An 18,203-nucleotide genomic window follows, 5' to 3' on the forward strand; every position below is an offset into this window, starting at 1 on the left:
CTCAGTCGCAGTCGCGGCAGATGGGCTGACCGTTCTTCTCCCTGGACAGCTGGCTGCGGTGGTGCACAAGGAAGCAGCTCATGCAGGTGAACTCGTCGGCCTGCCGGGGCAGGACCCGGACGGACAGCTCCTCGTTGGAGAGATCCGCGCCGGGCAGCTCGAGGCCTTCGGCCTGTTCGAACTCGTCGACGTCTACCGCGGAAGTCGACTTGTCGTTCCGACGGGCCTTCAGCTCTTCAAGGCTGTCCTGATCGACGTCGTCATCGGTCTTGCGTGGGGTGTCGTAATCCGTTGCCATGTCGCTCTCCCCCTCTGGGTGTCTGTGGTGTCTTCAGCGCACGTAACGCGTGAGAGGCCGGACTTGTGCCCGACCTGAGGCGGAGATTTTGCCTCACATCAAGGTCTGTTACTCAATCGACACCCAACCGCACTCTTGATGAGTGATCGGCTTCAGGTGGCGAAGGGGACCGTACACGGTCCTGAGGTCGCACTCCACGGGCGCCACCCCGTGTACTTCCCGTGATCCCGGCCCCTGGAAACCCGGACTTTACCGGCTTTCCACTGGAGTCCTGATCACGGAGAGTGGATAGGCGGGAATTCGACCCTGTGATCGATCACACATGGCCCCGCCGGAAATCCGTCCTGTAAATTCCGCGCAAAGCGAACAAAGTAATCTGTCGCCGATCGCCGAGCGCTTCATCTCAGACCGGAAGAGTGACGCGCATCACGAGGCCACCGCCCTCGCGGGGCTCCGCGAAGATACGTCCGCCATGGGCGCGGGCGACGGACCTGGCGATCGACAGGCCGAGGCCCACGCCCTTGTCACTGCCCGTCCGCTCCGTGCGCAGCCGCCGGAACGGCTCGAAGAGGTTGTCGATCTCGTACGCGGGAACGACCGGCCCGGTGTTCGACACCAGCAGGACCGCCTGGCCCTGCTGGATCTCGGTGGTCACCTCGACCCAGCCTCCTTCAGGAACGTTGTACCGGACGGCGTTCTGCACCAGGTTCAGGGCGATCCGCTCCAGCAGGACGCCATTGCCCTGGACGACGGCGGGCACCCGCTCACCGCGGATCTCCACCCCCTTCGTCTCCGCCTCGGCCAGACACTGGTCCACCGCGTGGCTGGCGACCTCCGCGAGATCGACCGGTTTTCGCTCCACGATCTGGTTGTCGCTGCGGGCGAGCAGCAGCAGCCCCTCCACGAGTTGCTCGCTGCGCTCATTGGTCGCCAGCAGGGTCCTGCCGAGCTGCTGGAGCTCCGTGGGCGCCCCCGGATCCGAGAGATGGACCTCCAGCAGGGTGCGGTTGATCGCGAGCGGTGTCCGCAGCTCGTGCGAGGCGTTGGCGACGAAGCGCTGCTGCGCGGTGAAGGCCCTCTCCAGCCGCTCCAGCATCTCGTCGAAGGTGTCGGCCAGCTCCTTGAGCTCGTCGTCGGGGCCGTCCAGCTCGATCCGGCGGGACAGGTCGGAGCCGACCACGCGGCGCGCGGTGCGGGTGATCCGGCCCAGCGGCGACAGGACCCTTCCGGCCATCGCGTAGCCGAACGCGAAGGCGATGATGCTGAGGCCGACCAGGGCGAAGAGCGAGCGGGTGAGCAGATCGTCGAGCGCCTGCTTGCGCTGGTGGTTGACGCAGCTGTTCATCGCCGCGTTGAACTGCTCGGGCGGTGCCTGGTCGGGGAAGTTGCAGACGTCGCTGCTCACCTTGCCCGTCACGATCTTGAAGGGCAGCTCGCTGCCCACATGCAGGGCCTGTGCGGCCAGCAGATAGATGATCGAGAGCAGCAGGATGCCGGCGATCAGGAACATCCCGCCGTACAGCAGCGTCAGACGTATCCGGATGGTCGGCCGTACCCAGGGGAGGGCGGCCGGTTCCGGCCGCCTCGGATCCCAGGTGGGTTTCGGAGGTGCCGTGGGAGGCACCGGGGTCGTTGCCACGGGCATCAGATCCGGTAACCGGAGCCGGGCACCGTGACGATCACGGGCGGCACCCCGAGCTTGCGGCGCAGGGTCATGACCGTCACCCGGACGACATTGGTGAACGGGTCGGTGTTCTCGTCCCAGGCCTTCTCCAGCAGCTGCTCGGCCGAGACGACCGCGCCCTCGCTGCGCATCAGGACCTCGAGCACCGCGAATTCCTTGGGTGCCAGCTGGATCTCCCTGCTCTCGCGGAAGACCTCACGGCGGTTGGGGTCGAGCTTGATCCCCGAGCGCTCCAGGACGGGGGGCAGCGGCACGGTCGTACGGCGGCCGAGCGCCCGCACCCGGGCGGTGAGCTCGGTGAAGGCGAAGGGCTTGGGCAGATAGTCGTCCGCGCCCAGCTCAAGGCCCTCGACCCGGTCGCTGACATCGCCCGAGGCCGTGAGCATGAGGACCCGGGTGGGCATCCCCAGCTCGACGATCTTGCGGCAGACGTCGTCGCCGTGGACCAGCGGAAGGTCCCGGTCCAGCACCACCACGTCGTAGTCGTTGACCTCGATACGCTCCAGGGCGGCCGCCCCGTCGTACACGACGTCGACGGCCATGGCCTCCCGGCGCAGTCCGGTGGCCACCGCATCGGCGAGCAGTTGCTCGTCCTCGACGACGAGTACGCGCACGTCGCTGGTCCTTCCTCTGGGCCCGTCATCGCTGATCAGGGCAGCTTGTATCACTGGTTGTGCGGCTCCATCCTGCCCGTTACGCCCATAAACCGGCGGTAAGACGTTCCCGGTGACCAGGCGCATCCGGGAATGGACCGGATTCTTTGCAGGTTGAGGTTTCTCGATGACGGTGCCTGGGCAAGACGACTTCACACCCGAGATCACGCCCTGTTTGTGGCATGCCACACCCTTATCTGTCATCCAGAGGCAGAGGGTGCGTGATCCATCCGCCGTCGGCACACCCCCGTGCCACTGACCAAGACGTCGGCACACCCCCGTGCCACTGACCCACGACGAGGGGGCGCAATGGACGCGTTCACCGCCGGGCTTCTGCAGCGCATAAAGGCCACGGAAACAGATCTCAACCATGCCCGTGAAACGGGCGACGACTTCCTTGTGGATGTCGATCAGGAAGAGCTGGACGATCTTCGCCGGCTCGCCGCCGAACACGGTGTGGAGGTCGGCGCCGCCAGCGTCTGACCCGCACACCCCAGCCGTACAGGTCCTGAACAGCCCTAACGATGGCTAGAGCCGCACAGAGCCGTACACCTGTCGAGCCGCACATCTACCGAGAAGGGCCCCGGTGCCAGGGGATGGCGCCGGGGCCCTTCCATGTGCCCCGCCCGGCGGGGACCACCCCTCAGTCGTGCCAGGCGCCGTACTCCTCCAGCAGCGCCGTCAAGGGCTCGAAGACGCCCGGCGCGGCGGCCACCGTCAGGTCCCAGCCGGGCCGGGTGCCGGGGCGGCCACCGGTGAGCGCGCCCGCCTCGCGGGCGATGAGATCGCCGGCCGCGAGGTCCCAGGGGTGCAGTCCGCGCTCGAAGTAGCCGTCCAGCCGGCCGGCCGCGACATCGCTGAGGTCCACGGCCGCCGAGCCACCGCGCCGGATGTCGCGCAACTGCGGGATCAGCCGGGCGGCGATCTCCGCCTGGTGGCTGCGGACGGAGGTGACGTAGTTGAAGCCGGTCGACACCAGGGCCCGTTCCAGGGGCGGGGCCGGGCGGCAGGTGACCGGCCGGTCGTTGACGAAGGCGCCGCCGCCGCGCACGGCCCGGAAGGTCTCGCGGCGCATCGGGATCTCGACGACCCCGACGAGCGTCTCGCCGTCGCGTTCCGCGGCGATGGAGACGGCCCAGGTCGGCAGCCCGTAGAGATAGTTGACGGTGCCGTCCAGCGGGTCGATGACCCAGCGGATACCGCTGCTGCCGGCCGAGCTGGCGCCCTCCTCGCCGAGGAAGCCGTCGTCGGGGCGGTGCTCGGCGAGATAGCCGGTGATCAGCTTCTCGGCCGCGATGTCCATCTCGGTGACGACATCGATGGGGCTGGACTTCGTGGCGGCGACGGCCAGATCGTCGGGGCGGCCGTCCCGCAGCAGCGCGCCCGCCCGGCGCGCCGCCTCCAGGGCGAGGGAGAGCAGTTCGCCGGCCAGGGCGTCGGTCGGTGCGTCGGTCGGTACGTCGGTCACAGCTGGGCTCCTTCAGGCGTACGGGCTGTCGGCGCCCGCGGCCGCGGGCCTGGGGGCACGGGCCGGGCAGCAGCCGACCGGGCAGAGGTCATGGCTCGGGCCGAGCGCGCCCAGCGCGCAGCGTTCCACCGCGCGCCCCCGCTCGGTGGCGGCGCGTTCCAGGACGAGATCGCGTACGGCGGCGGCGAAGCGCGGGTCCGCCCCCACCGTCGCCGAGCGGCGGACGGGCAGCCCCAGCTCGGCGGCCTTGGCGGTGGCCTCGGTGTCGAGGTCGTACAGGACTTCCATATGGTCCGAGACGAAGCCGATGGGGGCCATCACGACGGCCGGGGCGCCCTCGCCGTGCAGCGTCTCCAGGTGGTCGCAGATGTCCGGCTCCAGCCACGGGATGTGCGGGGAGCCGCTGCGCGACTGGTAGACGAGCCGCCAGGGGTGGTCCACGCCGGTCTGCTCGCGCACGCTGTCCACGATCAGCCGGGCGACGTCGAGATGCTCTGCCACATAGGCGCCGCCGTCGCCGTGTGCCTCCGGGGGCCCCGAGGTGCCGGCCGCGGCAACCGGGATGGAGTGGGTCGTGAAGGCGAGGTGCGCCCCGGAGCGTACGTCCTGCGGCAGGTCGGCGAGCGAGGCGAGCACGCTGTCGACCATGGGACGCACAAAACCGGGGTGGTTGAAGTAGTGGCGCAGCTTGTCCACCCGGGGCGGTTCGAGCCCCTCGGCGGCCAGGGTGGCGAGCGCGTCGGCGAGGTTCTCGCGGTACTGGCGGCAGCCCGAGTACGAGGCGTACGCGCTGGTGGCGAGGACGGCGATCCGGCGTCGGCCGTCCGCGGCCATCTCGCGCAGGGTGTCGGTCAGATAGGGCGCCCAATTGCGGTTGCCCCAGTAGACCGGCAGATCCACGCCGTGCCCGGCGAAGTCCTTGCGCAGGGCGTCCAGCAGGGCACGGTTCTGCTCATTGATCGGGCTGACCCCGCCGAACAGGAAGTAGTGCTGCCCCACCTCCTTGAGCCGCTCCGTGGGGATGCCACGGCCACGCGTCACGTTCTCCAGGAACGGCACTACGTCGTCCGGGCCCTCGGGGCCGCCGAAGGACAGCAGGAGCAGGGCATCGTAAGGAGAAGTCGCAAGCTGTTCGGGCATGTTTCGATCCTGCCATCCGGCCCGGTCCGCCGGACCACCGCGCCCCGGTTCCGCACCCGAAAATCCCGGCGCGCACCGCGCGGACGCGGCCGTAAGCTGTACCGGCCCAATTCATTCCTTACCGGAGCGTTCCGTTGCCCAGTTCCTACCACGCGATCTTCGCCGCTCCCGGTACCAGGGGATTCAGCACGGCCGGCCTGATCGGCAGGATGCCGCTGGCCATGATGGGCATCGGCATCGTGACGATGATCTCCCAGCTCACCGGCCGTTACGGGCTGGCCGGAGCGCTCACCGCGACGCTGGCGATGTCAGCCGCGGTGCTGGGCCCGCAGATCTCCCGGCTCGTCGACCGGCACGGCCAGGGACGTGTCCTGCGCCCGGCGACCCTGATCGCGGTGGCGGCCGTCGCGGGGCTGCTGATCTGTGCCCAGCGGGGCGCCCCCGACTGGACCCTGTTCGTCTTCGCCGCGGGCGCGGGCTGTGTGCCGAGCGTGGGCTCGATGGTGCGGGCGCGCTGGGCGGCGATCTACCGGGGCTCACCCCGCGAGCTGCACACCGCGTACTCCTGGGAGTCGATCGTCGACGAGGTGTGCTTCATCTTCGGCCCGATCATCTCCATCGGGCTGTCGACCGCCTGGTTCCCGGCGGCGGGGCCGCTCCTCGCGGCCGTCCTGCTGGTGGTCGGTGTCCTCTGGCTGACGGCGCAGCGGGCCACCGAACCCGTACCGCGGCCGCGCGACGAGCACACCGGCGGTTCGGCGCTCCGCTCCCCCGGTCTGCGGGTGCTGGTGCTGACCTTTGTGGCGACCGGGGCGATCTTCGGCGCGGTCGACGTGGTGACGGTGGCCTTCGCCGAGGAGGAGGGCCACAAGGCCGCGGCGAGTCTGGTGCTGGCGGTCTACGCGCTGGGATCGTGCCTGGCCGGCGTGGTGTTCGGGCTGCTGCATCTCCAGGGCCCGGCCCCCCGCAGGTGGCTGGTGGGAGTCTGCGCGATGGCCCTGAGTATGATCCCCCTCCAACTGGCCGGGAATCTGCCGCTCCTGGCCGCGGCGCTCTTTGTCGCGGGCCTCTCCGTCGCACCGACGATGGTGACCACCATGGCCCTCGTCGAGGCGCACGTACCGCGCACCAAGCTGACCGAGGGCATGACCTGGACCAGTACCGGGCTCGCGGTCGGTGTGGCGCTCGGCTCGTCGGCCGCCGGCTGGGTGGTCGACGCGGCCGGGGCCGAGGCGGCGTACGTGGTGCCCGTCGCGGCGGGCGCGGCCGCGGCCGTGGTGGCGTTGCTGGGGTATCGCCGGCTGCGCGAGCCGGTACCGATTCGGGGAGGGCGCGGGGCGGATGACCAGGAACCGGACAGGCACGACGACCACGAGGGCGTGGCGCAACTGGGCGGGTAACGTCACCGCCCGCCCGGCCCGGGTGGTCTCCCCGGCCTCCGTCGAGGAGCTCATCGAGACCGTACGCGAGGCGGCCGAGGCCGGGCTCAAGGTCAAGCCCGTCGGCACGGGACACTCCTTCACCGCCGCCGCGGCCACCGACGGGGTGCTGATACGGCCCGATCTGCTCACCGGCATCCGGGACATCGACCGGGCCGGGGGCACCGTCACCTTAGAGGCCGGCACCCCGCTCAGACGGCTGAACGCGGCGCTGGCCAGGGAGGGCCTGTCGCTCACGAACATGGGCGACATCATGGAGCAGACCGTCGCCGGCGCGATCTCCACCGGCACCCATGGCACCGGCCGTGACTCGGCCTCGATCGCCGCCCAGATCCGTGCGCTGGAGCTCGTCACGGCGGACGGCTCGCTGCTGCGCTGCTCCGCCGAGGAGAATCCCGACATCTTCGCCGCCGCCCGGACCGGGCTCGGCGCGCTGGGCGTGATCACCGCTGTCACCCTCGCCGTGGAGCCGGTCTTCCTGCTGACGGCCCGTGAGGAGCCGATGACCTTCGACCGGGTCACGGCCGAGTTCGACCAGCACGTCACCGAGAACGAGCACTTCGAGTTCTACTGGTTCCCGCACACCGGCAACTGCACCACCAAGCGCAACAACCGCAGCGCGGGCCCCGCGGCCCCGCCCGGCAGGGTCGGCGGCTGGATCGACGACGAATTCCTCTCCAACGGCGTCTTCCAGGTGGCCTGTTCCCTCGGCCGGGCCGTTCCGGCGACCATCCCCGCCGTCGCCAAGCTCTCCAGCCGCGCCCTGTCCGCCCGTACGTACACGGACATTCCCTACAAGGTCTTCACCTCGCCGCGCCGGGTCCGCTTCGTGGAGATGGAGTACGCGCTGCCGCGGGGGGCCGCGATCGGGGCGCTGCGCGAGGTCAAGGCGATGATCGAGCGTTCGCCACTGCGGGTGAGTTTTCCGGTGGAGATACGGACGGCGCCCGCGGACGACATCGTGCTCTCGACGGCCTCGGCCCGGGAGACCACGTACATCGCGGTGCATCTCTACCGGGGGACGCCGTACCGCGCGTACTTCACCGCGGTGGAGCGGATCCTGACCGCGCACGGCGGCCGGCCGCACTGGGGGAAAATCCACACTCGAGACGCGGAGTATCTGTCCGGGGTGTATCCGCGCTTCGGTGAGTTCACGGCGGTACGGGACCGGCTGGACCCGGACCGGCTGTTCGGCAACGACTATCTGCGGCGGGTCCTGGGGGACTGACGGCCGATGCCTGCCTTACTGACCCCGATGCCTGTCCTACTGACCCGCCGTGCCGGAGCCGGAACGGGAGCCCGAACCTGTGTCCTGGCTCGCCGCACCGCTGTTGCCGGGGCCGGTGCCGGTGCTGTCGCCCGCGCCGTCGCCCTTGCTCTCGGAGGGGGTCGGCGTCGGGCTGGGGGTCCGCGACGCGCCGTCACCCCCGGAGGGCGAGGGGCTGGGCCCCGGAGAATGCGAGGCGCCGCTCCCGTCGCCCGGTCCCGTGCCGGTGCTCGGCCCGCCGTCGGGCGACCCGCTCGGGCCGGCGCTCCCGCCGTCGCCCGGGGTCGCGCCGCCCGGCGTCTGCCCCTGTTCCCCCCCCCCCCGGGATCCGGGGAGTTGGCGGGATCGTCCGACGGTACGGTCCTGTCGCCGCCACCGCCCACGACGGAGCCGACGGTCGTCCCCCGGCCCCCGCTGAGCTCCTGACCGGAGATCAGTTCGTACCCGGTGATACCGAGCATCGCCACCATGAAGACGGCGACGGCCGCGAGGACCGGGCGCTTCCAGCCCCGTACCCGGGTGCCGTGCGTCGTGGAGTCGCCGAACTCCCCGTCCAGGCCCTCCGGCTGAGGCAGCATCCAGGTCGCGTCACCCGGATCGCGCGGATCACTCGGCTGCGCGTGGTCCCGGGAGCCCGGCTCACCCGGTCGGCCCCGTACCGGAACCTGACGGCCTCCCGGCTTCGCCTGGACCGTGACCACGCGAATCTGCTCGCCGGTGCGCCGGAACAGGAACTGGAACACCGAACCGCCACATGTGGCCACCACACTCACCACACCCGCGCCGATCATCGTGCCGTACACGCCGAGCTGGGAGGCGAGCACCGCTGCCGTGACCGCCGCGAGCGCGCTGCCCGCGACCTGCGGCACGCTCAGATCGAGTCGCCGCCCCGTCTTCTCTGCCCCGCTTTCGCCGCTTTTCGCACTGCCGTCCAGCCTCTGATGCATCTCCAGCCCCTGCTTGCCCATCTGTCCCACCGTGCACCAGGAAAGGACAGTTGAGCGGAGCGAATAGTTCCGTTTTTGTAGATTCTGTGAAGCATGCCACTCGTTCGTGGCCGCTTCCGGACCCCAACTCCCCTGCCCAGGGAGAACTTGGGCGGCGCGGCGGTCCACCCGCATGGCCCGAATGGAGTACTGTGGCGAGCCCTGGGGCCGGACTCCCTCATGGGCGTCCGGAACCAACGGGAAGGGGGCCGAACGTGGCACTCGAACCGGCGGCGCCGCGGCACCGCACGGGCGCCTGCTGCACGGAGTGACCAGGTCTGTCACTCCGTGTCGCAAACAGGTAACCGTGCCAGAACGGCGATCCAGGGCCCATGCCCGACACGCCGGGCAACACGGCAATGTTGTGGCAGGCTGCACCCGGGCACGCCACACTCGACTAGCGGAAGCAGCGACGCACGTGACGTCGGCAGGCACCACCCGGGAGGTTCCCATGCCCGAACTGCGTGTCGTGGCCGTCTCAAACGACGGCACACGACTGGTGCTCAAGGCTGCCGACAGCACGGAATACACGCTTCCGATCGACGAGCGGCTGCGCGCCGCCGTGCGCAACGACCGTGCCCGTCTCGGTCAGATCGAGATCGAGGTGGAGAGCCACCTCAGGCCGCGCGACATCCAGGCCCGTATACGTGCCGGTGCCTCCGCCGAGGAGGTCGCCCAGTTCGCCGGGATCCCCGTCGACCGGGTCCGGCGCTTCGAGGGTCCTGTGCTCGCCGAGCGCGCCTTCATGGCCGAGCGGGCCAGGAAGACCGCGGTGCGCCGCCCCGGCGAGAACGCGGGCCCCCAGCTCGGCGAGGCGGTGCAGGAGCGGCTGACGCTGCGCGGCGCCGAGAAGGACACCGTGCAGTGGGACTCCTGGCGCCGTGATGACGGCACGTGGGAGGTCCTGCTGGTCTACCGGGTCGCGGGCGAGCCGCATTCGGCGAGCTGGACGTACGACCCGCCGCGGCGGCTCGTCCAGGCCGTCGACGACGAGGCGCGCGCGCTGATCGGTGACACCGACGACACGGTCACCACCCAGGAGCCGAGCTTTCCGTTCGTTCCGCGGATCGCGCGGCTGCCGCGCGACCGTCCGCTGGACCGTTCCCTCGACCGTCAGCTGGAGCGGCCCGCGCTGCCCGAGTCCGACGAGACCAGCGAGCGGGACTCCCTGACCAGCCTGCTGGAGGCGGTGCCGAGCTTCCGGGGCGACATGGTGGTGCCCGAGCGGCCCGCGCCGCCGGAGCCGCCTGGTATCGATCCGGCGGAGGATCCCGACGCCGAGGAGCCGATCGCGCCCGCCGCCTCGGCCGGCGCGGGGTCCGCGTACGCGGATGTGCTGATGCCCCGGTCGGTGACCGGTCACCGGGACCGGCTCACGGGCACGACGGACCGGCAGGCGGAGGCGGACGGCGTGCGCCCGGGCCGCCGCGCCGCGGTGCCGAGCTGGGACGAGATCGTGTTCGGTACGCGCCGCAAGAAGCAGGAGTAGCTACGTACGACGGAACGGAGGGGCCCGTACGCCGTGCGCGTACGGGCCCCTCCGCCATGAGCGCGGGTCGCCCCGCCGGGCGCTCTACTGCGGGTCGGGGCCCTTGGCGACCGGGCGGGACTCGTCCGCGGACCACTCGGACCAGGAGCCCGCGTACAGCGCTCCCCGGTAGCCGGCGATCTCCAGGGCGAGGACCTGGTGGGCTCCGGAGACACCCGAGCCGCAGTAGACGCCGATCTCCTGGGTGTCGTCCGTGGCGCCGAGCCCGGCAAAGCGGGAGGCGAGCGTCCCGGGCGCGAGGAAGCTGCCGTTTTCAGCCACATTTTCCGTTGTAGGGGCGGAGACGGCGCCCGGGATATGGCCGCCGATCCGGTCGATCGGTTCGACATCGCCGCGATAACGCTCGGCCGCCCGCGCGTCCAGCAGCAGACCGTCGCGGGCCAGCGCCGCCGCGCCGTCCGCGTCCAGCAGCGGGAGGGAGCCGGGGACGGGATCGAAATCGCCCGCCGCCGGGGTGGGGGTCCGTGTGGAGAGCGGACCGGGCCAGCCGGCGAGGCCGCCGTCCAGGACCCGGACGTCCGCGTGGCCCGTCCAGCGCAGCAGCCACCAGGCACGGGCCGCCGCCCAGCCCTGGCCGCCGTCGTACACCACCACCTGCGTGTCCTGGGAGACACCGGCGCGGCGCATCACCGCGCCGAAGGCCGCCACGTCGGGCAGCGGGTGCCGGCCGCCCGCGCCGGGCGGACCGGCGAGTTCCGTGTCGAGGTCGACATAGACGGCGTCCGGCAGATGCCCGGCCTCGTACTCCGGGCGGCCGGGAGGCCCGCCCAGCCGCCAGCGGACGTCGAGCAGCACGAGCCGGCGCGGCCCGGCCGACTCGCTGGCGAGTTCGGCTGCGGTGATGATGGCTGTCATGGGTGCCATCCTCCCGTACGCTCCGCCCTGCCCATAACGGCCGAGAAAAGGGTGGTAAACACCGAATCGAGATCACGCCAAGAGCGGCGCGGCCGGGCAGCGCCGCGCGCCGGCGGGTGCGAGCATCTGCTCCGGCGCACGGCCGTTCCACTCGGCGTCGCGCGCCCGGCCCCCCGCACGGCCGCCCCGATGGTCGGAGGAGAGAGTGACGATGACCGAGGCAGCGATCCGGCGCACACCCGGCACACCCTGCTGGGTGAGTCTGATGGTGCACGGCCTTGCCGCGACCGAGGAGTTCTACGGAGCGCTGTTCGGCTGGGACTTCCACCCGGGACCGCAGCAGCTCGGACCGTATGTCCGCGGCACGCTCGACGGCAAGGAGATCGCGGGCATCGGTCAGCTGCCGCCCGACCGCCATCTCCCGATCGCCTGGACGACCTATCTGGCGACGGACGACGCCGATACGACCGCCGATACGATCAGAAGCCGCGGCGGTACGGTCGGCGTCGGGCCGCTGGACGCGGCCGAGGCGGGCCGGATGGCCATAGCCTCGGACCCCACGGGCGCGGTCTTCGGGATCTGGCAGGCCGCGGCGCACGTCGGAACGGCGGTGGCCGGGGCCCATGGCACACCGGTGTGGAACGAGCTGATCACGCGCGAGACGTCCACGGTCGGCAAGTTCTACGAGGCGCTCTTCGACTATGACGTGGAGCCGGTCGTCTCCGCCGACTTCGACTTTCTGACGCTGCGCCTGGAGGGACGCCCGGTCGCCTCACTGCACGGGGTGGGCCGGGCCCTCGCCCGCGACCGGGGCGCGCACTGGATGACCTATTTCGAGGTGGACGACACCGACGCCGCCGCGCAGCTGGTGACCGAGCTGGGCGGCCATGTGCTCCAGTCGCCGCGGGAGAGCGCGAACGGGCGGCTCGCGACGGTCGCGGACCCGGAGGGCGCGGTCTTCACGATCGTACGGTCGGCCGGTCACTGACCTCGACCGGCAGCACGTCCGGGGAGAGCGTGGCCGCCCGGGCGGAGGCGGCGGTCATCCGGCGCCGGTGATGGCGCCGGCACAGCACCTCGTACCCGACCTCGTCCCCGGACTGATGGACGTCCCCGACGACGACCTGGGCGCCCTCGACCACCATGGCGCCGCCTATCGTCCGCGCGTTGTGCGTGGCCCGGGCGCCGCACCAGCAGAGCGCCTCCACCTGCAGGACCTCGACCCGGTCGGCCAGCTCCACGAGCCGCTGCGAACCGGGGAAGAGCTTCGAGCGGAAGTCGGTGGTGATACCGAAGGTGAAGACATCCAGCTCCAGGTCGTCCACGACGCGGGCGAGCTGGTCGACCTGGCCGGGGGCCAGGAACTGCGCCTCGTCGGCGATGACGTAGTCGCAACGGCCGCCCTTCGAGAGCCGGTCGACGAGATACGCGTAGAAGTCGAAGTCCTGGGGGGCCTCGACGGCGTCGGTGACCAGGCCGAGGCGGGAGGAGAGCTTGCCCTCGCCGGCCCGGTCGTCACGCGTGAAGATCATGCCCTGGAGTCCGCGCGCGGAGCGGTTGTGCTCGATCTGAAGAGCGAGGGTGCTCTTTCCGCAGTCCATCGTTCCGGAGAAGAACACCAGCTCTGGCATCGGGGGGTGACGGCCTTTCGGGTCGTGGCTGCGCGAAGGGAGTCGCGATCGGGATGGCGCGAGGCGGCTAGGAGCGTACTTCGAGGAGCGGGACGAGCTGCTCGACCCGCTAGGAGCGTACTTCGAGCAGCGGGACGAGCTGCTCGACGGGGGTCATCGAGCCGTGCATCCCGACCATCGCCGACTCGTGCGGCTCCTGGACGGAGGCGGTGATCACCACATCGTCGTGGGCCGCGGCGACGACGTCGCCGATCCGTCCGTACACCCGCTCGTCCATCGTGCCGGGCGGGCCGAACCAGCCCGCGCTGATCGCCTCGTCCCTGCTCGCCACCCAGAACTGCTCGCCGAGCACCTCACGCCAGACGGTGAGGACATCGGCGGCGGCGCCCGGCACCGCGTAGACGTGGCGGGCCCGGCCCTCGCCGCCCAGCAGGGCGACCCCGGCGCGCAGTTCCCAGTCCTCGTCGAAGTCGATGCGCGACTGCTCGTCGAAGGGGATGTCGATCATGCCGTGGTCGGCGGTGACGTAGAGGACGGCGCGGGGCGGCAGTTGCTCGGCGAGGCGCTGGACGAGCCGGTCGACGTACATGAGCTGGCCGCGCCAGGCGTCTGAGTCGACACCGAAGCGATGGCCCTTGCCGTCGACCTCGCTGTAGTACGTGTAGACCAGCGACCTGTCCCCCGCCGCGAGTTGCTCGGCGGCCAGGTCCATGCGGTCCTCGCCGGAGAGCCGGCCGAGGAAGGAACCGCCGCTGAGCGCGACCTTGGTGAGCGGGGTGTGCGCGAAGGTCGGGGAGGACACCTGCGCGGTGTGGACGCCCGCCGCGTCGGCGAGCTGGAAGACGGTGGGGTACGGCTGCCAGACGTGCGGCGCGGTCCAGGGCTTCCAGCGCAGCTGGTTCATCAGCGCGCCGGTCGCGGGGTCGCGGACGGTGTAGCCGGGCAGGCCGTGCCTGGCGGGCGGCAGGCCCGTACCGACGGAGGCGAGGGAGGTCGCGGTGGTGGCGGGGAAGCCGGTGGTGAGGGGGCGGCCGGTGAAGCCGCGCGAGCTGCCGAGCAGCGAGGTGAGATAGGGCGCTTCGTCCGGATGGGCCTTGATCTGCTCCCAGCCGAGGCCGTCGATCAGAAAGACGCAGTTCCGGTCGGCGGGGGTCAGTTCCGTGATGGCCGCGGTCAGGTTCGGTACGCCCTGGCCAGCCGCGAGCGTGGGCAGCAGGTCGGCGAGCGAGCCGCTGCCGTACTCGGGCAGCGGCGCGGTGTCGAGGGCGAGCGGGACGGTGTCCTGCCAGAGGGGCTCGGCTGCCATCAGCGGCCGGGCGCCGCGGTGGCCGCGGTGGCTTCTGAGAGGGCCTGGGCGAACGCGAGCGTCTGGCGGACGGCGTCCGGGCCGTCGCCGGCCTCGCTGACGCGCAGGCTCAGGTCGTCGGCGGTGGAGCTGCCGGTGTAGCCGTGGTCCGCCTCGCAGTTGGTGTCGCCGCAGGCGGCGGGCTCCAGATCGATCCGGGAGACGGCGCCCCAGCCGATGGTGAGGACGACCTCGCGCGGCAGTGTGCCGGGGGTGTACGACTCCGGGTTGGCGACGACGCGGCTGACCACGACCGAGGAGATCCGGTCGAGCTTGACCGACTCGGTGGAGGTGGTGGCGTACGGGGTCGGGGAGCTGGAGTCGGCGGTCTGCTCGTCGGTGTGGCTGACGATGAAGCGGTGGGCCGTCAGCACGAGGACGGTGACATGCCGGCGCACCTCGTTGGCGTCGAACGTGGTCTCCTGGTGCACCAGGTACGACCCGATCTGCTCGCCACCGACAGCGGCCTCCACCGCCTCGGCCACGAGAGCCGGGTAGTAGCCGCTGCGCTCGATCGCCGTGCGCAGCCCCTGGGTCGTCGTACCGGTCTTCGCCATGGGCTCCATCCTACGGTGGCCGGATGGCTGCCGGAGACGCTCCCGCAGGCGTTCGGTGGCCGTCTTGTGCGGCCGCTCAGTAGCTCGGGAGGCGGCGCGGGCCGAGGTCGTCGCGGGCGGGGGGCGGCGCCAGCCGGACGCCGGCGCCGAGGACGGAGAGTCCGTGCGTGGCGACGACGACGGGCTCCAGGGTGACGGAGACGACCTCGGGATGGTCGTGGACCAGCCGGGAGACCCGCAGGAGCAGCTCTTCCAGGGCAGGGGTGTCGACGGGCGCGGAGCCGCGCCAGCCGAACAGGAGCGGAGCCGTCCGGATGGATCTGATCAGCTCGGCGGCGTCCCGGTCGGTGGCGGGGACGAGCCGGTGGGCGAGGTCACCGAGCAGCTCGGAGGGGGCGCCCGCGAGCCCGAAGGAGAGGACGGCTCCGGCGGCGGCGTCGATGGCGGCCCGTACGACGGTGTCCACGCCGCGCGGGGCCATGGCCTGGACGACGGGCCGCAGCTCGGCGGGGGCGCCGAGCTGCTCGGTCAGCTCGCGGTAGGCGAGGCGCAGTTGCGCCTCGTCGGCGAGGTCGAGCCGTACGCCTCCGAGGTCGGCGCGGTGCCGCAGATGGGGCGCGGTCGTCTTCAGCGCGACGGGATAGCCGAGCCGGGCCGCCGCGCCGACGGCGGCGTCGGGTCCTGGCGCGGGCAGGGTCGGCCGTACGGAGATGCCGTACCGGGCGAGGAGTTCCCGCGCGTCGTCGGCGGCGAGGGGCACACCGTGGGGATCGGCCGTCCCGCCGAGCAGCCTGTCGATCAGCGCGGCGGCGCCGCTCTCGTCGATGTTCTCGTACTCGGGCACCTTCCCCGGCTCGGCGGCCTGGCGCCGCCACTGCGCGTAGGTGACGGCTTCGGCGAGCGCCCGGACGGCCCGCTCGGCGGCGGGATACGCGGGAACGCGCCCGGGGGTGGGGGCGGGGGTTCCGGGGGCGGGGGTCTCGTCGGTACCGGGCCGGGCCTCCGCTCGCGCCCCGGGCTCCGCGGGCGCCGCGCCGGATCCGCTCCCGGCGCCCGACTCCTCGCCCGGTGCGCCGGAGACGTCGACCGCCCGCGGGGCGCCCCCGGTGGCGGGGACGGCTCCCGCGCCCTCGGACGTGTGCCCCGGGCCGTCGCCCGGCGGGGCGGGGCGGGGATCCTGCTGGTCGTCCCCGAGGACGGGCTCCGTACCCGGAGCACCGGAAAGGTCGGTCAGCGGCGCGACGCTCGTGGCGGCGGAGACATGCCACGCACCGTCACCGTCCGACGGGGCGGACGTGCCGGGCAGGGCGCCGGATCCCGGTTCCGCACGGGGCAGGGCGCCGGATCGCGGTTCCGTACGGGCCTTGTCCGCGGTGTTCGTCGCCGCCGCCAGCGCCTCCGCCAGACCGCGGATCTCCACGTGGACCACCGCGACCGGCTTGGCCGGACCCCTCGCCGCCGCTTCGCGGAGGGCGGTGCCCAGGGCACCGCCGTCGGTGGGGTCCATCGAGCCCGTCTCCCCCACGCGGGGGATCGCCGTGACGACGACCGCGTCGCAGGCGGGGTCGGACAGGGCCGTCGTGAGGGCGGCGCTGAAGTCCGCCGGGTGCGCGGCGGTCGTGAGGTCGAGGGGCGGGAGGGGGCGCAGGCCCTCCGCGAGGCAGGCGTCGTAGGTGAGGAGGCCGAGGGACTCGGAGTTGCCGAGGATCGCGACGCGCGGTCCTGCCGGTAGCGGCTGGGAGGCGAGCAGCAGGCCGGCGTCGACCAGTTCGGTGACCGTGTCGACGCGGATCACGCCGGCCTGGCTCATCAGCGCGGAGACGGTGGCGTCCGGGATGCGGGTGACGGGCACCGCGTGCCCCGGCGGCGCGCTGCCGCTGTGGCGGGCGCCCTTGACGACCACGACGGGCTTCACCGCCGCCGTACGCCGGGCGAGCCGGGTGAACTTCCGTGGGTTGCCGATCGATTCGAGGTAGAGCAGGACGACGTCGGTGTCCGGGTCCTCGTAGCAGTACTGGAGGAAGTCGTTGCCGGAGACGTCCGCGCGGTTGCCCGCCGAGATGAACGACGAGAGGCCCGCGCCGCGCCGGTAGAGGCCGGAGAGCAGGGCGATGCCGATCGCGCCCGACTGTGTGAAGAGGCCGATGCGCCCCCGGTCGGGCGGCTCGGGCGCCAGGGACGCGTTCAGCCGGACGGCGCCTGCCGTGTTGATGATCCCGAAGGCGTTGGGACCGACGATGCGCATCCCGTACGAGCGGGCCTGCCGCACCAGTTCGCGCTGGCGCTCCCGGCCTTCGGCGCCGCTCTCCGCGTAGCCGGAGGAGAGGACGACCACTCCCTGGACGCCGTGTTCACCGCAGTCCGCGACGGCTTCCGGCACCCGCTGCGCGGGGACGGCGAGGACCGCGAGGTCGACGGGCTCGCCGATCTCCGCGACGGAGCGCACGGCGGGGACGCCGTCGATCTCGCGGAGGTCCGGGGCGAAGGCGCGGTTCACCGCGTACGTACGGCCGGTGAAGCCGGCGTCGAGCAGATTGCGCAGGACGGTGCGGCCGACGCCGCCGGGCGCGCGGCCGGTACCGACCACGGCGACCGACCCGGGCGTGAGGAGCCGCTGCACGGAGCGCGCCTCGGCGCGCTGTTCGCGGCCGCGCTGCACGGCGAGGGACTCGACGGTGGGTTCGAGGTCGAGGGTGAGGTGTACGGACCCGTCCTCGAAGCTGCGTTTCTGGGTGAAGCCGGCGTCCCGGAACACCTTGATCATCTTGTTGTTGGCGGGCAGCACCTCGGCGGCGAAGCGCCGGATACCCCGCTCCCGGGCGACCGCCGCGATGTGTTCCAGGAGGGCGGAGGCGATACCGCGCCCCTGGTGGGCGTCCTGGACGAGGAAGGCGACCTCGGCCTCGTCGGCGGGCGTGGAGGCCGGCCGGCCGCGTCCGTCGATCCGGTCGTAGCGCACGGTGGCGATGAACTCCCCGCCCACCGTCACCGCGAGCCCCACCCGGTCCACGTAGTCGTGGTGGGTGAACCGGTGGACGTCCTTGTCGGAGAGCCGCGGGTAGGGGGCGAAGAACCGGTAGTACTTCGACTCGTCCGAGACCTGCTCGTAGAAGCTGACCAGCCGCTCGGCGTCCCCGGTGGTGATGGGCCTGATCCGGGCGGTGCCTCCGTCACGCAGCACCACGTCTGCTTCCCAGTGACCGGGGTACGCGTGGTCCGGCGGGGTCTCCATGACCCAAGCCTACGGCGCGGGCCCCTGGCGCACGCGCGGGTCGCGGCGGTGGATGCGCCAGGCCACTCTGAGGCACTCTGGGGGAGCCGATCGGCGGCC

Annotated in this window: 15 protein-coding genes; 5 read left to right on the forward strand and 10 right to left on the reverse strand. The window is 71.9% G+C overall.

What is annotated here, in order from left to right:
- Window position 1 precedes the first annotated feature (1 nt).
- From ACFVWW_RS08030 to ACFVWW_RS08040, 3 genes are all read right to left on the reverse strand, one after another.
- Complete coding sequence (locus tag ACFVWW_RS08030; RefSeq protein WP_030902691.1) at window positions 2–298, reverse strand: DUF4193 domain-containing protein; 297 nt, start codon at window positions 296–298, stop codon at window positions 2–4.
- 403 nt (window positions 299–701) lie between these two features.
- Window positions 702–1,937, reverse strand: coding sequence for a sensor histidine kinase (locus ACFVWW_RS08035; protein ID WP_386876615.1), 1,236 nt, complete (start codon window positions 1,935–1,937; stop codon window positions 702–704).
- Window positions 1,938–1,942: 5 nt separating this feature from the next.
- Window positions 1,943–2,596: a response regulator transcription factor gene (locus tag ACFVWW_RS08040; RefSeq protein WP_386876617.1), complete on the reverse strand. Its 654-nt coding sequence runs from the start codon at window positions 2,594–2,596 to the stop codon at window positions 1,943–1,945.
- A gap of 348 nt (window positions 2,597–2,944) precedes the next feature.
- On the opposite strand from ACFVWW_RS08040, the gene ACFVWW_RS08045 reads away from it, so the two are divergent.
- Window positions 2,945–3,118, forward strand: coding sequence for a hypothetical protein (locus ACFVWW_RS08045; protein ID WP_384188351.1), 174 nt, complete (start codon window positions 2,945–2,947; stop codon window positions 3,116–3,118).
- Window positions 3,119–3,278: 160 nt separating this feature from the next.
- Here ACFVWW_RS08045 and ACFVWW_RS08050 read toward each other — a convergent pair whose 3' ends face one another.
- Both ACFVWW_RS08050 and ACFVWW_RS08055 read right to left on the reverse strand, forming a co-directional pair.
- On the reverse strand, window positions 3,279–4,103 hold the full coding sequence (locus tag ACFVWW_RS08050) for an inositol monophosphatase family protein (protein ID WP_384329548.1): 825 nt from the start codon (window positions 4,101–4,103) through the stop codon (window positions 3,279–3,281).
- 12 nt (window positions 4,104–4,115) lie between these two features.
- The gene (locus tag ACFVWW_RS08055) at window positions 4,116–5,243 is read right to left on the reverse strand and encodes a ferrochelatase (RefSeq protein ID WP_386876620.1); all 1,128 of its coding nucleotides are present in this window, start codon (window positions 5,241–5,243) and stop codon (window positions 4,116–4,118) included.
- Between the two features lie 134 nt (window positions 5,244–5,377).
- Between ACFVWW_RS08055 and ACFVWW_RS08060 the strand changes: the two genes are divergently transcribed.
- From ACFVWW_RS08060 to sepH, 3 genes are all read left to right on the forward strand, one after another.
- Window positions 5,378–6,643 carry an MFS transporter gene (locus tag ACFVWW_RS08060; RefSeq protein ID WP_386876622.1) on the forward strand — a complete coding sequence of 422 codons (1,266 nt, stop codon included), beginning with the start codon at window positions 5,378–5,380 and terminating at the stop codon, window positions 6,641–6,643.
- Window positions 6,585–7,910 (forward strand): D-arabinono-1,4-lactone oxidase, encoded by a 1,326-nt coding sequence (locus ACFVWW_RS08065; RefSeq protein WP_386876624.1) that lies wholly within the window; start codon window positions 6,585–6,587, stop codon window positions 7,908–7,910. The genes ACFVWW_RS08060 and ACFVWW_RS08065 overlap by 59 nt, the downstream gene beginning before the upstream one ends.
- A 1,476-nt stretch (window positions 7,911–9,386) precedes the next feature.
- The gene (gene sepH, locus ACFVWW_RS08070) at window positions 9,387–10,424 is read left to right on the forward strand and encodes a septation protein SepH (RefSeq protein WP_384188362.1); all 1,038 of its coding nucleotides are present in this window, start codon (window positions 9,387–9,389) and stop codon (window positions 10,422–10,424) included.
- 84 nt (window positions 10,425–10,508) lie between these two features.
- Here sepH and ACFVWW_RS08075 read toward each other — a convergent pair whose 3' ends face one another.
- Window positions 10,509–11,339, reverse strand: coding sequence for a sulfurtransferase (locus ACFVWW_RS08075; protein ID WP_386876626.1), 831 nt, complete (start codon window positions 11,337–11,339; stop codon window positions 10,509–10,511).
- 211 nt (window positions 11,340–11,550) lie between these two features.
- Here ACFVWW_RS08075 and ACFVWW_RS08080 point away from each other — a divergent pair, with 211 nt between their 5' ends.
- Entirely contained in the window at window positions 11,551–12,327 is a 777-nt protein-coding gene (locus ACFVWW_RS08080; protein WP_384188365.1) for a VOC family protein, read from the forward strand.
- Here ACFVWW_RS08080 and ACFVWW_RS08085 read toward each other — a convergent pair.
- From ACFVWW_RS08085 to ACFVWW_RS08100, 4 genes are all read right to left on the reverse strand, one after another.
- Complete coding sequence (locus tag ACFVWW_RS08085; RefSeq protein WP_384188367.1) at window positions 12,299–12,970, reverse strand: thymidine kinase; 672 nt, start codon at window positions 12,968–12,970, stop codon at window positions 12,299–12,301. The two genes, ACFVWW_RS08080 and ACFVWW_RS08085, sit on opposite strands and share 29 nt — an antisense overlap.
- 109 nt (window positions 12,971–13,079) lie before the next feature.
- Window positions 13,080–14,276 (reverse strand): alkaline phosphatase family protein, encoded by a 1,197-nt coding sequence (locus ACFVWW_RS08090; protein ID WP_384188368.1) that lies wholly within the window; start codon window positions 14,274–14,276, stop codon window positions 13,080–13,082.
- Window positions 14,276–14,872, reverse strand: a complete 597-nt coding sequence (locus ACFVWW_RS08095; protein ID WP_384188369.1) for a DUF5998 family protein — start codon at window positions 14,870–14,872, stop codon at window positions 14,276–14,278. The genes ACFVWW_RS08090 and ACFVWW_RS08095 overlap by 1 nt, the downstream gene beginning before the upstream one ends.
- A gap of 76 nt (window positions 14,873–14,948) precedes the next feature.
- Entirely contained in the window at window positions 14,949–18,104 is a 3,156-nt protein-coding gene (locus ACFVWW_RS08100; protein ID WP_386876629.1) for a GNAT family N-acetyltransferase, read from the reverse strand.
- Window positions 18,105–18,203: the final 99 nt, after the last annotated feature.

The sequence above is a fragment of the Streptomyces sp. NPDC058198 genome (assembly GCF_042882605.1).
Lineage (GTDB): Bacteria > Actinomycetota > Actinomycetes > Streptomycetales > Streptomycetaceae > Streptomyces.